The sequence below is a fragment of the Pseudomonas mangiferae genome, assembly GCF_007109405.1.
Lineage (GTDB): Bacteria > Pseudomonadota > Gammaproteobacteria > Pseudomonadales > Pseudomonadaceae > Pseudomonas_T > Pseudomonas_T mangiferae.
Genome location: NZ_VJOY01000033.1, coordinates 1 through 12,959, shown reverse-complemented (window position 1 = coordinate 12,959; position 12,959 = coordinate 1). Strand labels below are relative to the sequence as shown.

Genomic DNA, 12,959 nt, shown 5'->3' with positions numbered 1-12,959 from the left:
GGTCGGGTCGGAGTGGCGCCAGTTGGCGGCCCGTAGGATAGGGGCCGCCACGCACGCTGCCGGCCATTCGATGGCAGCCTGGGCGCGTCAGTTAGGGCCAGGGGTCGCGGCGCGCAGGCAAGGTTCAGCCCGCTCCGCCACGCGCGACGCGGTTAGGCGACCACAGGAGCCGTGAGCCGCGGCCCAGCGGATGAAGGCATTTGCCAGCCGATCCCACGCGCCTTGCTGCCGAGCCGCACCGAAACACTGTCGCCCCGACAAGTACATGCGCGCCAGGAAGCCAGACTCCAGCGAAACCTTGCCGCGTCCGATGTCGCCCGGACGGCGTCGGAGCCCAGCGCCCCCGGGCGGTGAAGGGGTTCTCGGTTGAGGCCCGCGAAGCTCCGCCACGCCCTGGCGCATGGCCGAATGGCCGAATGGCCGAGCGGGCCTGGCGATGGCTGGCCGGCCCCGTGAAGGCGACGAGCCGTCCTCCAGCGAGGCCTCGCCAGGCCTCGGGCGACCCAAGCGGCGGGACGACCGCCGGACCAGGCTGACGAGGAGAGCCCATGAGCCGCCCCCCAGTGCCGCGGCATCCCCCCACGGACACTCCGGCGACGGCCTGGCCTGGCCTGGCCTGGTCTGGCCTGGCCTGGCAGCCGGCAGACAGCTGAGCGACCACCCCGTCCGCCAGCGAGCCGGACGGAACGCGCTCCGGTCAGGCCAGGGCGCAGCGGTCGAAGAAGGTGTCCCGGGGCAGCACCATCAGCGCCGCCCGTTTGTGGGGGAAGTCGAATTCCTTTTCCCGGTAGAAGCCCTGGCGCTGCATGTGGCCGATCATCTTCGCGTTGTCGGCCCGGGGCTCGGCCACCACCCGCTGGGTGCGCGGCTCGTCGAGGAACAAGTAGTGGCAGAGGGCGCCCATCCAGGCGGCGACCTTGTGGGGGCCGCGGTGGTGCTCCTCGCCCACCAGCATGTGGATGCCGCGGTCGTAGTCGTCCACCGGGTAGAAGGGCGCGATGCGGTCCTCCTTGGCCCAGTAGGCTTCGAAGTAGGCGAACGGCTCGTCGTCCACGCAGCCCAGCAGGGTCAGAGCCCGCGGGTCGTCGTGAAGGGTCTGCAGGTAACGACGGTGCTGCGCCAGGTCGCCCTCCTCCTGCCAGAACTGCGCCACCCGCGGGCTGTTCTGCCAGCGGTTGAAGCGCGCCAGGTCCGCGTCCAGGTCCAGGCAGCGCAGGGAGACCCAAGCCCCCAGCCGGGCGTCGAAGCGCCGGTAGACCTCGCCCTCGGGCTTCGGCGGGCGCACCGGGTGGCGGCGGCCCTGGGCGTCCATCACCAGGTGGCGGGGGAAGCCGGCGCCGGAGGGCGCGCGCAGGAAGGCGCCGGGCAGTTGCCAGAACAGGTCGCGCTCGATGCGCAGGTCGGCGCCCTCCCCCAGCAGCAGGCCGCGGCGCCGCGCGGCGGCCGGGGGCTGCGCCAGGCGCAGGCGGATGCGCGACCGCGCCGGGTCGCTGGCGAAGCACCAGTAGGCCAGGGCGTCCAGGGCGGCGTCCGCGTCGGCCGGCAGCGCCAGGGGCTCCAGGCATTCGTCGTCGCCCGCGCCCTGGCGGCGCAGACGCAGCAGCGGATGACCGTCCAGGTACAGCTCCAGGGTCGCCTCGCCCTGCCGGCCGACCAGCCGGCGGCCGTCGGGCAACGGCAGGCCGTCCGCCAGGGTCGGCAGCGGGGTCTCGGGGGTTGCGGTAGCGGCGGGAACGGTCACGGCGGCACTCCGTTGGGAAGGCGGAAGGGGATGCGAGGGCGAAGGAACGGGCGTAGCGCCCGTTCGCTAGGGACGAACCGGGCCCGGGGAAATTTGCCCCGGGTCCTGGTCCTGTGGACAGCCGGCGGGCGCGATCGTCAGTCGTCCTGGCGGCAGGGCCAGACCAGGCTGAAGCGCGCCCCGCCCAGGTCACTGCGCCCCACCAGGGCGCGCCCGCCGTGCCAGTAGACGATCCGCCGCACGATGGACAGCCCCAGGCCGTGGCCGCCGGAGTCGCGGGTGCGGCTGTCGTCGAGGCGCAGGAACGGGCTGAAGACCCGCTCCCAGGCGTCTTCCGGTACGCCCGGGCCATCGTCGTCCACGTCGATCCGGCAGCGCCCCTCTTCGATCCGGTAGCTCAGGCGCACCTGGGACTCGGCGTAGCGCAGGGCGTTGCTCACCAGGTTCTGCAGGGCCCGGTGCAGGTAGCGCGGTGCCGCCTCCACCACGCCCGCCTCCCCCTGGGGCGCCTCGCCGGGCACGCGCTCCAGGCGCACCGCCGGCCGCAGCGGCGCCAGCTCGGCGATCACCTGGTCCAGCAGCGCGTCCAGCTCCAGGGGCAGGAACTCCAGGGCCGGCGAGCCCTGTTCCAGGCGCGCGTAGGTGAGCATCTCGTCCACCAGCCGGTCCAGGTCCTGGATGTCGTGGTCCATGCCGTCCATGTACTTGCGCCGGGCCACCGGGGTGTCGGCGTCGGCGATCATCTCCAGGCCGAAGCGCAGCCGCGCCACCGGCGTGCGCAGCTCGTGGGACACCGCCCGGACCATCTCGCGCTGGATGCTCAGGGAGCGCTGCAGGTGCTCGGCCATGGCGTTGAAGGTGCTGGCCAGGCGCCCCACGGAGTCCGCCCCGCGGGCCGGCGCACGGGCCTCCAGGCGGCCGCTGGCGATCTCCGTGGCGGCGCTTTCCAGGGCCTGCAGGCGCCGTTCCAGGCGCCGCACCAGCAGGTAGACGGTGAGGCCGATCAGGCTCAGGCCTAGGGCACCGATCAGCACCAACAGTTGCGGCGGATAGGGGTTCATCTGGTACAGCGGGCCGATCTCCAGCACCCAGGGGGTCTCGACGATGCCGGCGAACACGCGGATGGCGTCGCCGCGCTTGCTCAGGGCCATCACCGTGTCGCCCTCGTCGACCCGGCGGCGCTGGTCGGCGTCCAGGTCGGCGTGCTCCAGGCGCACCAGGGACAGGTCGAAGCCGAAGCGCTTGGCGTGCTTGAGGGCCGCCAGCCGCCGCGGCTGCTCCTCCACCGGGTAGCGCACCAGTTCGTCGATCAGCAAATAAACGGTAGCCCGGGCCAGTTGCTCGCTGACCTGCTGCACCTCGCCGGTGAGCAGGCGGCGCTGCGGGTCCACCTGGCTGTAGATGCGCGCCGCGTGGGGGCCGGTCTGCTCCACCAGCACCTGGCCCTGGTCGAGGCGGCTGCGCTGGCGGCCATCCAACGGCTCGCCCTCGGCCGCCCGCAGTTCCAGGGGGATGCCCAGGAGCCGGCTCCAGAGGGCCAGGGCGCGACGGCGCTCCACGTCGCTCATGGGCTGCAGGTTGTCCGCCATCAGGCGGAAGGTGCCGCGGGCCAGGCGCTCGCGGTACTGCTCCGCGCGCACGTCGTTGACCAGGTTGAGGGTCACCACCCCCAGCAGCGCCACCAGCACCAGGGCCGCCAGCATGCCGCCATAGATGCGCAGGAAGATCGAGTTCATCGCCGCGCCCTCCGCCGCCGGTTCAGAGCAGCCCCTCGGCGGCTTCGCGGACGAACAGGTAGCCCTTGCTGCGGACCGTCTTGATCAGCCGCGGGTGCATCGGGTCGTCGCCGATCTTCGGGCGGATGCGCGAGATGCGCACGTCGATGGAGCGGTCCTGGCCGTCGTACTCGATGCCCCGCAGGGCGGTGAAGATTTCCTCCCGGGAGAGGATGCGCCCGGCGTTGGCCGCCAGCAGCCAGAGCAGGTCGAACTCGGCGCTGGTCAGCTCGATGCCCTGTTCCCGCAGCCACGCCTCGCGCATGGCGCTGTCGATCACCAGCGGGCCGAAGCACAGCCGCTGGGCGCGCTCCGCCGGCGGCGGCTCGGGCGGCCCCTCGTGGCGGCGCAGCAGGGCGCGCAGCCGGGCCAGCAGCACCCGCGGCCGCACCGGCTTGCAGACGTAGTCGTCGGCCCCCAGCTCCAGGCCCAGGACCTGGTCCATGTCGTCGCTGCGGGCGGTGAGCATGAGGATCGGGCCGTCGTAGCCGCCACGCACCTTGCGGCAGATGGACAGGCCGTCCTCGCCGGGCAGCATCAGGTCCAGTACCACCAGGTCCGGGCGCTCCTCCAGGATGCGCGCCGCGGCGCGGGCGCCATCGGCCTCGATGGACACTTGGAAGGCGTTGGCCTCCAGGTACTCCCGTGTCAGGTCGGCGAGGCGCCGATCGTCCTCGACGATGAGGATGCGCCAGGGTTCTCGTTCCACCACGTCTGCCCCCTTGTCGGCCACTCACGCGGGCCGAAGCGGCGGCATTGTAGCAATGGCGCGGCCAAGGGCCAGCCATGGGGTTCGGCCGTAGCACAGGGCGTGCCAGAAAGCCCTTGCGAAACACAAGATATTGTGGTCCCCTGCCGCCGCCAAATGACCGGCTCCCCGGCCGCTGGAGCGCGATTTTCCGCGACGAACGGCGCACGCCCCATCCCACGGGGGCTCCCCTCCTCTTTGCCCGCTTCGCCCACAACTCGCCCACACCTTATCCACAGGTTGTACAGGTGCGGTCGCCTTGCCAAGGCGCCTCCGCCGCATTATCTTGTGCCCCCAGCGCGAAATACCCCTACATATGGGGTTTTTGCGGAACTGTTCGCTATACAGGTGCTCTTAACCGGCGGCCGAAAACGGCCCGGCAGGAGCCCTCCGTTTTCCCGTTGACCTCGGCCCGTACAGCGGCTTCGGAAGTCGCTGCGGAAAGTCCGACCGGGCCGGCAAGCGCCCTGTGTCGTCGGCGTCGAAACACAACATGTAGTGGTGAGGCCTCGCGGCCCACCGATTGACTTTTGAGCCATGGAGGCACTCGAGTCCCCGCCTCCCTGCCTCAACGCACCCGCGTCCGTCTCTGCGCGCGGCGTGCGCGAAGCGACAGACGGCGGGCACCCCGGGTGTCCAAACCCTTAGAGAGTGGAGAACACGACCCCATGCAAACCGAGACCGCACGCGAGCATGAAACGGCCGGCGCACCCCGCGCCGCCGACGCCTCCCAGGAACTGGCGGCCACCGCGCCAGGCCAGATGCGGGTGATCAAGCGCAACGGCACCGTGGTGCCGTACACCGACGACAAGATCTCCGTCGCCATCACCAAGGCGTTCCTCGCCGTGGAGGGCGGCACCGCCGCCGCCTCCTCGCGGATCCATGACACTGTGCGCCGTCTCACCGAGCAGGTCACCACCACCTTCAAGCGCCGCATGCCCTCCGGCGGCACCATCCACATCGAGGAGATCCAGGACCAGGTCGAGCTGGCCCTGATGCGCGCCGGCGAGCACAAAGTCGCCCGCGACTACGTGATCTACCGCGAGGCCCAGGCGGTCAAGCGCAAGCAGGAAAGCGGCGCCGAGATCGCCCAGCCCCACCCGAGCATCCGCGTCACCCGCGCCGACGGCAGCCTGCTGCCGCTGGACCTGGGCCGCCTGGGCACCATCGTGCGCGAAGCCTGCGAGGGCCTGGCCGAGGTGGACGGCGAGCTGATCCAGCGCGAAACCCTGAAGAACCTCTACGACGGCGTCGCCGAGAAAGACGTCAACACCGCCCTGGTGATGACCGCGCGGACCCTGGTGGAGCGCGAGCCGAACTACTCCTACGTCACCGCCCGCCTGCTGCTGGACACCCTGCGCGCCGAGGCCCTGGGCTTCCTCAACGTCGCCGAAAGCGCCACCCACCACGAGATGGCCGACCTCTACGCCAAGGCCCTGCCGGCCTACGTCGAGGCGGGCGTGGAATTCGAGCTGCTGGACCCGAAACTCAAGGAATACGACCTGGCCCGCCTGGGCGCCGCCATCGATCACGAGCGCGACCAGCAGTTCACTTACCTGGGCCTGCAGACCCTCTACGACCGCTACTTCATCCACAAGGACGGCGTCCGCTTCGAGCTGCCCCAGGTGTTCTTCATGCGCGTGGCCATGGGCCTGGCCATCGAGGAACAGGACCGGGAAGCCCGCGCCATCGAGTTCTACACCCTGCTGTCGTCCTTCGACTACATGGCCTCCACGCCGACCCTGTTCAACGCCGGCACCCTGCGCCCGCAGCTCTCCAGCTGCTACCTGACCACCGTGCCGGACGACCTCTCGGGCATCTACAGCGCCATCCACGACAACGCCATGCTGTCCAAATTCGCCGGCGGCCTGGGCAACGACTGGACCCCGGTGCGGGCCCTGGGCTCCTACATCAAGGGCACCAACGGCAAGTCCCAGGGCGTGGTGCCGTTCCTCAAGGTGGTCAACGACACCGCGGTGGCGGTGAACCAGGGCGGCAAGCGCAAGGGCGCGGTCTGCGCCTACCTGGAAACCTGGCACCTGGACATCGAGGAATTCATCGAGCTGCGCAAGAACACCGGTGACGACCGCCGCCGCACCCACGACATGAACACCGCCAACTGGATTCCGGACCTGTTCATGAAGCGCGTGTTCGACGACGGCCAGTGGACCCTGTTCTCCCCCGCCGACGTACCCGACCTGCACGACCTCACCGGCAAGGCCTTCGAGGAGCGCTACGAGTACTACGAGGAGCTGACCCAGTACGGCAAGCTCAAGCTGTTCAAGACCCTGCCGGCCAAGGACCTGTGGCGCAAGATGCTCTCGATGCTGTTCGAGACCGGCCACCCGTGGCTGACCTTCAAGGACCCATGCAACCTGCGCAGCCCGCAGCAGCACGTGGGCGTGGTGCACAGCTCCAACCTCTGCACCGAGATCACCCTGAACACCAACAAGGACGAGATCGCCGTGTGCAACCTGGGTTCGGTGAACCTGGTGAACCACATCGTCGACGGCGCGCTGGACACCGCCAAGCTGGAGAAGACCGTCAAGACCGCGGTACGCATGCTCGATAACGTCATCGACATCAACTACTACTCGGTCCCCCAGGCGCGCAACTCCAACCTCAAGCACCGCCCGGTGGGCCTGGGCATCATGGGCTTCCAGGACGCGCTGTACCTGCAGCACATCGCCTACGGCTCCGACGAGGCCGTGGCCTTCGCCGACCGTTCCATGGAAGCCATCAGCTACTACGCGATCCAGGCCTCCTGCGACCTGGCCGACGAGCGCGGCGCCTACTCCAGCTTCGAGGGCTCGCTGTGGAGCCGCGGCATCCTGCCCCTGGATTCCCAGCAGATCCTCATCGAAGCCCGCGGGCAGAAGTACATCGACGTGGACCTGAACGAGAGCCTGGACTGGGCACCGGTGCGCGCTCGCGTGCAGAAGGGCATCCGCAACTCCAACATCATGGCCATCGCCCCGACCGCCACCATCGCCAACATCACCGGCGTGTCGCAGTCCATCGAGCCGACCTACCAGAACCTGTACGTGAAGTCGAACCTCTCCGGCGAGTTCACCGTGATCAACCCCTACCTGGTGCGCGACCTCAAGGCCCGCGACCTGTGGGACCCGGTGATGGTCAACGACCTCAAGTACTATGACGGTTCCGTGCAGCAGATCGAGCGCATCCCGCAGGACCTCAAGGACCTGTATGCCACCGCCTTCGAGGTGGAGACCCGCTGGATCGTCGACGCCGCCAGCCGTCGCCAGAAGTGGATCGACCAGGCCCAGTCGCTCAACCTGTACATCGCCGGCGCCTCGGGCAAGAAGCTCGACGTGACCTACCGCATGGCCTGGTACCGTGGCCTGAAGACCACCTACTACCTCCGTGCCCTGGCCGCGACCAGCACCGAGAAATCCACCATCAACACCGGCAAGCTCAACGCGGTGTCCAGCGGCAACACCGAAGGCCTGCAGGCCGCGCCGGCCGCCGCGGCGCCGAGCGTCGAGCCGCAACCGGCCCCGGTGCCCCTGGCCTGCAGCATCGACAACCCCGACTGCGAGGCTTGCCAGTAAGGCAGCCCGCGGTTCCCGGCCCAGGTCCCGCCCTCGTGCGGGGCCTGGACCGGGACGTTGTCCGGTAGAGAACGCCGTCGAAAGACGGCACAAGGCCAGGAACGGCGAGGATGCGGGCATGACCCACGCCCTCGCCGTCTGCCCACGACGCCTCACCGACACACTGCAGCCGTCGCAGTGACCGATATTCAAGGCGAGGCCGACCCTCGCCCCGGCAGGGCGCCTCACCGCCCACCGCTACCGTTTTCCGTTTTTGCGTGCACACCGACGCACCCCATTCACGACCGGCCATAGCCGGCACCCGATCAGGAGGAACCCCCATGCTGAGCTGGGACGAATTCGACAAACCCGAAGACGGCGCCGCCGCGGCCACCCCGACGCCCGCCACCCCGCAACACGCCGGTGCCGGCATCGAGCGCATCGAGCGCGAGGCCGATGCCTCGGTCAGCGACGCCCGCGCCGTCAGCGCCGGCGACTCCGCCGCCGTGGCCCGCGCCAAGGCCGCCCTGAACGAACTGGACATCGCCGAAGGCCTGGAAGACCTGGAAGGCTCCGCCGCCCGGGTGCAAGTGGACGAGAAGCGCATGATCAACTGCCGCGCCGACCTCAACCAGCTGGTGCCCTTCAAGTACGACTGGGCCTGGCAGAAATACCTGGACGGCTGCGCCAACCACTGGATGCCCCAGGAAGTGAACATGAACGCGGACATCGCCCTGTGGAAGAGCCAGGACGGGCTCACCGAGGACGAGCGCCGCATCGTCAAGCGCAACCTCGGCTTCTTCTCCACCGCCGACTCCCTGGTGGCCAACAACCTGGTGCTGGCCACCTACCGCCTGATCACCAACCCCGAGTGCCGCCAGTACATCCTGCGCCAGGCCTTCGAAGAGGCGATCCACACCCACGCCTACCAGTACTGCATCGAATCCCTGGGCATGGACGAAGGCGAGATCTTCAACATGTACCACGAGATTCCCAGCGTCGCGAAAAAGGCCGCCTGGGGCCTCAAGTACACCCGCTCCATCTCCGACCCCACCTTCCAGACCGGCACCGTCGAGACCGACAAGCAGTTCCTGAAGAACCTCATCGCCTACTACTGCGTACTGGAAGGCATCTTCTTCTATTGCGGCTTCACCCAGATCCTCTCCATGGGCCGCCGCAACAAAATGACCGGCACCGCCGAGCAGTTCCAGTACATCCTCCGCGACGAGTCCATGCACCTGAACTTCGGCATCGACATGATCAACCAGATCAAGATCGAGAACCCGCACCTGTGGGACGCCGCCATGAAGGACGAAGCGACCCAGATGATCCTCCAGGGCACCCAACTGGAAATCGAATACGCCCGCGACACCATGCCCCGCGGCGTCCTCGGCATGAACGCCGCGATGATGGAGGACTACCTCAAGTTCATCGCCAACCGCCGCCTGACCCAGATCGGCCTGAAAGAGGAATACCCGGGCACCACCAACCCGTTCCCCTGGATGAGCGAGATCATGGACCTGAAGAAGGAGAAGAACTTCTTCGAGACAAGGGTGATCGAGTATCAGACGGGTGGGGCGTTGAGCTGGGATTGAGTCCTAGGTCTAGACCATCAGGATAGATTAGAAGCGCTTTACCTGATTACGGATGTCGGGGTAGCGAGAGAAACTAAAAGCCCCGCCTAGTGCGGGGCTTTTATTAGAGAAAAAAATGTCTTACGACTTAGATAATAGACTTGTCATCGGGCTAGCCTCTAGTGCCCTCTTCGACCTGGAAGAGTCTGATAAAGTTTTCCGACTTCGGGGCGAAGAAGCTTATAGAGATTATCAAAGAGAAAATCAAAATATTCCGCTACCACACGGAGTTGCATTTTCTTTTATAAGGAGACTACTAAGCTTAAATAAACTCAATATGGGAGACCCTCCAGTAGAGGTCATACTACTTTCGAGAAATGATCCAGATACTGGCTTGAGAGTTATGAAGTCAATTGAGTTCTATAATCTCCCAATGACAAGAGCTGTATTTTTGCAAGGTCAATCCCCTCAGGCCTATATACCGGCATTAAATATCAGCTTGTTTCTCTCCGCGAATGAGCTTGATGTAAAACAAGCGATGAATGCCGGCTACCCTGCAGGACAAGTATTGAAAACTTTAGTTTATGATGACCCTGAGGATAGCGAGCTTAGAATAGCCTTTGACTTTGATGGAGTCTTAGCCGATGACGAAGCCGAAGTTATTTATCAAGAAACCAGAGATTTAATGGACTTTCACGATCATGAAATTACTTTGGTTAATACTCCACACAACCCAGGCCCTCTAGCAGAATTCCTAAAAAAAATTTCTAAAATTCAAAAACTAGAACACACTAAAAAGGATTCCGATCCAGCTTACACGCCAATCCTTGATATTAGCATTGTGACAGCTAGAAATGCTCCTTCACACGAAAGAGTTATTAACACTATGCGCGCGTGGGATATCATGGTCAACAAGGCTTTTTTCCTAGGCGGCATTGAAAAAAAATCTGTACTAGAAGTATTAAAGCCTCACATATTTTTCGATGATCAGAGGCTGCACTTAGACCCTGCCGCCTCAGTATTACCTTCAGTTCACATTCCATTCGGCGCCATTAACAAACTTAATTGAATGTAGCGAGGTAGCCTGGATATCTCCTCCGTGGAAAACGCTTCGCGGTTTTCCACCCTACGATGAGGTGGCGTAGGGTGGGCAACGCGAAGCTTGCCCACCGACGAACCACCACATCAACGCTCAAGGATGAGTCGCCATGTCCGATTACCGCCGCGCCCGGGTATCAGGTGCGACCTATTTCTTCACCGTGAACCTGCGCGACCGGCACAGCGGGTTGCTGGTCCGCGAGGTCGAGCTGTTGCGGGCCACGGTGCGCGCTACCAAGGCACGGCACCCGTTTCATATCGATGCCTGGGTCGTGCTCCCGGATCACCTGCACTGCCTGTGGACGCTGCCCGAAGGCGACGCCGATTTCGCCCTGCGCTGGAAGGTCATCAAGTTCGCCTTCGCCAAACGCCTGCCGCCCACCGAGGCGCGCCCCGCCACCCTCCTCGCCCGCGGCGAGCGCGGGATCTGGCAACGGCGCTACTGGGAACACCTGATCCGCGACGAACGCGACTACGCGAACCACATGGACTACATCCACTTCAATCCGGTGAAGCACGCGTATGTGGATCGGGTGGCCGATTGGCCGTATTCAAGCTTTCACCGCGCCGTGCGCCAGGGGCTTTATCCGAAGGATTGGGGCGCGGATTACCGGGACGACGGCGAAAGTTACGGGGAAGCCTGAAGTGCCGGTCGGTGGAAAATGCTTCGCAGTTTTCCACCCTACGTAAAGAACTACATGGGGTGGCAATGTAGGACGTAGGGTGGGCAACGCTTCGCTTGCCCACCGGGGACTCTACACATCGAGGTTCAACAAACACTTCTTGCGTGAAAGTATTGCCGATCACTCATGGGCCGCTTCACCCATGCGTTATCGCCAACGGTCATTCCCCTCCGTCTAACCAGACCGCGAGCACTTCAGCAACTACTGTTTGAACCCGCCAAGGTAGGTACCATACCCGCCCAACAGAACGATGAGTGCTCCACACACAAGCAGCAACCGGGTTGGCCACACCACCAGCCTCGTCAAGCGAGAGGGAAGCCTAGATGCTTCTTCAGCATCCAACTGCCCCTGTCGAATGGCAAAACCCTGGAAAGCACACAAATAGGCAATTTGTCCCATTCGGTAGATTCTTGCCAAACCGCTGTCACCCAGATAATTTTTGTTATAAACCACCAACCTGGAGGTCCTCAGGGAATCTTCGAATTCATCGAGCCTGCTATAGGACAGATAGAAGAAGTACAAAGTCGAAAGGAAAGCAATGATGAAACTGCCAACGACAACGATAAAAAGCGCCACGTTTATCCTTGAATCCCCCGTTAAATCAGCGCGCAGAGCTTTACACCGCTATTTACAACGAAAAACTATCGCACTGTCACCCTTAGCACCAGCACCTAATTGCTTTTCTCGTCAACTAGGAGAACAGCCACACTGAATTTTCACTGATTCATTCACCGCCTTTTATATGATTGAAAAAATAGGAAGCCATCATCATGGCTATAAAAGAAAAAAGGAGAACCCTCCCCGTCCACACAATCTTTCTTTCCAGCTTTTCAGGAAATCCCGAAACATCGCTCGCATCCAGCTGCCCCTTGCGGATTGAATAGTTCTTTACGCTCAGGCAGCCCGCAATCTGTAGCATACGCATGACACGAGCGATAGGGCCATTTCCTAAACTTCTTTTATTCATGACAATCCAGTCGGATTGCTTTAAAAATTGCTCGGCCCTGTCCAGCTCTTTGAAGGCCAGAAAAGTCATATAGAGGCAAGCAACTACAGCTGTCATCATGCTCAACAGCAGTGCGCCCATTACCCAATACGTTGACTGCAACGTCAATGATGCTCTACATATGATTCTTCAGCGACACATTGAGCATCCACGCCGCACAAAAAAGCTTCGCTATTTTCTGCAGCGCTAGGCCTTATAGCCGTTGAAGTATTTTCCATATGCCCCAACCAGCACGACTATGCAGAAAGCAATCATGATAAAGCGCCCCGGCCAGATTACTTTCCTGGCAAGTGCGGCTGGAAATTCTTTAGCATCTTCGGGATCAAGATGACCCTTGCCTATCGAAAAGTCCTTCAGAATCAGGCAAGACGCAATCTGAAGCAGTCTATATACCCGCCCTATGAAGCCATCTCCCATCAGCACTCGATTGCTGATGATGAGTCTTGATCGGCTCAGGTGTACTTCAAATCTTTCCAAATCCTTGATGGCTATATAGGTCATGTAAAGCACCAGCATGAACCCCACCAATGCACTCAACACCACGGTGACCAGTAGTATCACGCCTAACCTGGGCATCATTCGTACGCCTTCTCATAGACTACTTCAGCCAAGCCCTGTCCTGCTTGGCTCGTCGCATCGCCAGCCACTGAGCCTGCCGTTCCTGCCACGATCAATGCACATGCTATTCCGCCTACTCCTACTGAACTCAAGCCAATCGCGGCACACACGCTAGAACCCAACATGGTACCCAAGCCTCCCCCCAGAACCTGTCTGTTATACACA

Annotated in this window: 10 protein-coding genes; 4 read left to right on the top strand and 6 right to left on the bottom strand. The window is 63.5% G+C overall.

Annotated features, from left to right (window positions below; translation table 11 throughout):
* Positions 1-697 precede the first annotated feature (697 nt).
* The 3 genes from FM069_RS21305 to FM069_RS21295 form a co-directional block, all read right to left on the bottom strand.
* Entirely contained in the window at positions 698-1,702 is a 1,005-nt protein-coding gene (locus tag FM069_RS21305; protein ID WP_143490424.1) for a GNAT family N-acetyltransferase, read from the bottom strand.
* Between the two features lie 176 nt (positions 1,703-1,878).
* Positions 1,879-3,477, bottom strand: a complete 1,599-nt coding sequence (locus tag FM069_RS21300; RefSeq protein WP_143490422.1) for an ATP-binding protein — start codon at positions 3,475-3,477, stop codon at positions 1,879-1,881.
* A gap of 22 nt (positions 3,478-3,499) precedes the next feature.
* Complete coding sequence (locus tag FM069_RS21295; RefSeq protein ID WP_143490423.1) at positions 3,500-4,225, bottom strand: winged helix-turn-helix domain-containing protein; 726 nt, start codon at positions 4,223-4,225, stop codon at positions 3,500-3,502.
* Positions 4,226-4,932: 707 nt separating this feature from the next.
* Here FM069_RS21295 and FM069_RS21290 point away from each other — a divergent pair.
* The 4 genes from FM069_RS21290 (at position 4,933) to FM069_RS21275 (ending at position 11,131) form a co-directional block, all read left to right on the top strand.
* Positions 4,933-7,836, top strand: coding sequence for a ribonucleoside-diphosphate reductase subunit alpha (locus tag FM069_RS21290; RefSeq protein ID WP_143490421.1), 2,904 nt, complete (start codon positions 4,933-4,935; stop codon positions 7,834-7,836).
* 320 nt (positions 7,837-8,156) lie between these two features.
* Positions 8,157-9,410: a ribonucleotide-diphosphate reductase subunit beta gene (locus FM069_RS21285; RefSeq protein ID WP_143490420.1), complete on the top strand. Its 1,254-nt coding sequence runs from the start codon at positions 8,157-8,159 to the stop codon at positions 9,408-9,410.
* 115 nt (positions 9,411-9,525) lie between these two features.
* Positions 9,526-10,458 (top strand): 5'-nucleotidase, encoded by a 933-nt coding sequence (locus tag FM069_RS21280; protein WP_143490419.1) that lies wholly within the window; start codon positions 9,526-9,528, stop codon positions 10,456-10,458.
* A 139-nt stretch (positions 10,459-10,597) separates the two neighbouring features.
* Positions 10,598-11,131, top strand: coding sequence for an REP-associated tyrosine transposase (locus FM069_RS21275; RefSeq protein WP_143490418.1), 534 nt, complete (start codon positions 10,598-10,600; stop codon positions 11,129-11,131).
* 240 nt (positions 11,132-11,371) lie between these two features.
* Here FM069_RS21275 and FM069_RS21270 read toward each other — a convergent pair whose 3' ends face one another.
* The 3 genes from FM069_RS21270 to FM069_RS21260 form a co-directional block, all read right to left on the bottom strand.
* Entirely contained in the window at positions 11,372-11,746 is a 375-nt protein-coding gene (locus FM069_RS21270; RefSeq protein WP_143490417.1) for a hypothetical protein, read from the bottom strand.
* 148 nt (positions 11,747-11,894) lie between these two features.
* Positions 11,895-12,257, bottom strand: a complete 363-nt coding sequence (locus tag FM069_RS21265) for a hypothetical protein (protein WP_143490416.1) — start codon at positions 12,255-12,257, stop codon at positions 11,895-11,897.
* A gap of 105 nt (positions 12,258-12,362) precedes the next feature.
* Positions 12,363-12,692, bottom strand: a complete 330-nt coding sequence (locus FM069_RS21260; RefSeq protein WP_143490415.1) for a hypothetical protein — start codon at positions 12,690-12,692, stop codon at positions 12,363-12,365.
* Positions 12,693-12,959: the final 267 nt, after the last annotated feature.

Coding starts and splice junctions, on each gene's coding strand:
- FM069_RS21275 (WP_143490418.1), top strand. CDS start 10,598: ATGTCCGATTACCGCCGCGCCCGGGTATCAGGTGCGACCTATTTCTTC.
- FM069_RS21265 (WP_143490416.1), bottom strand. CDS start 12,257: ATGGGCGCACTGCTGTTGAGCATGATGACAGCTGTAGTTGCTTGCCTC.
- FM069_RS21290 (WP_143490421.1), top strand. CDS start 4,933: ATGCAAACCGAGACCGCACGCGAGCATGAAACGGCCGGCGCACCCCGC.
- FM069_RS21285 (WP_143490420.1), top strand. CDS start 8,157: ATGCTGAGCTGGGACGAATTCGACAAACCCGAAGACGGCGCCGCCGCG.
- FM069_RS21300 (WP_143490422.1), bottom strand. CDS start 3,477: ATGAACTCGATCTTCCTGCGCATCTATGGCGGCATGCTGGCGGCCCTG.
- FM069_RS21280 (WP_143490419.1), top strand. CDS start 9,526: ATGTCTTACGACTTAGATAATAGACTTGTCATCGGGCTAGCCTCTAGT.
- FM069_RS21260 (WP_143490415.1), bottom strand. CDS start 12,692: ATGCTGGTGCTTTACATGACCTATATAGCCATCAAGGATTTGGAAAGA.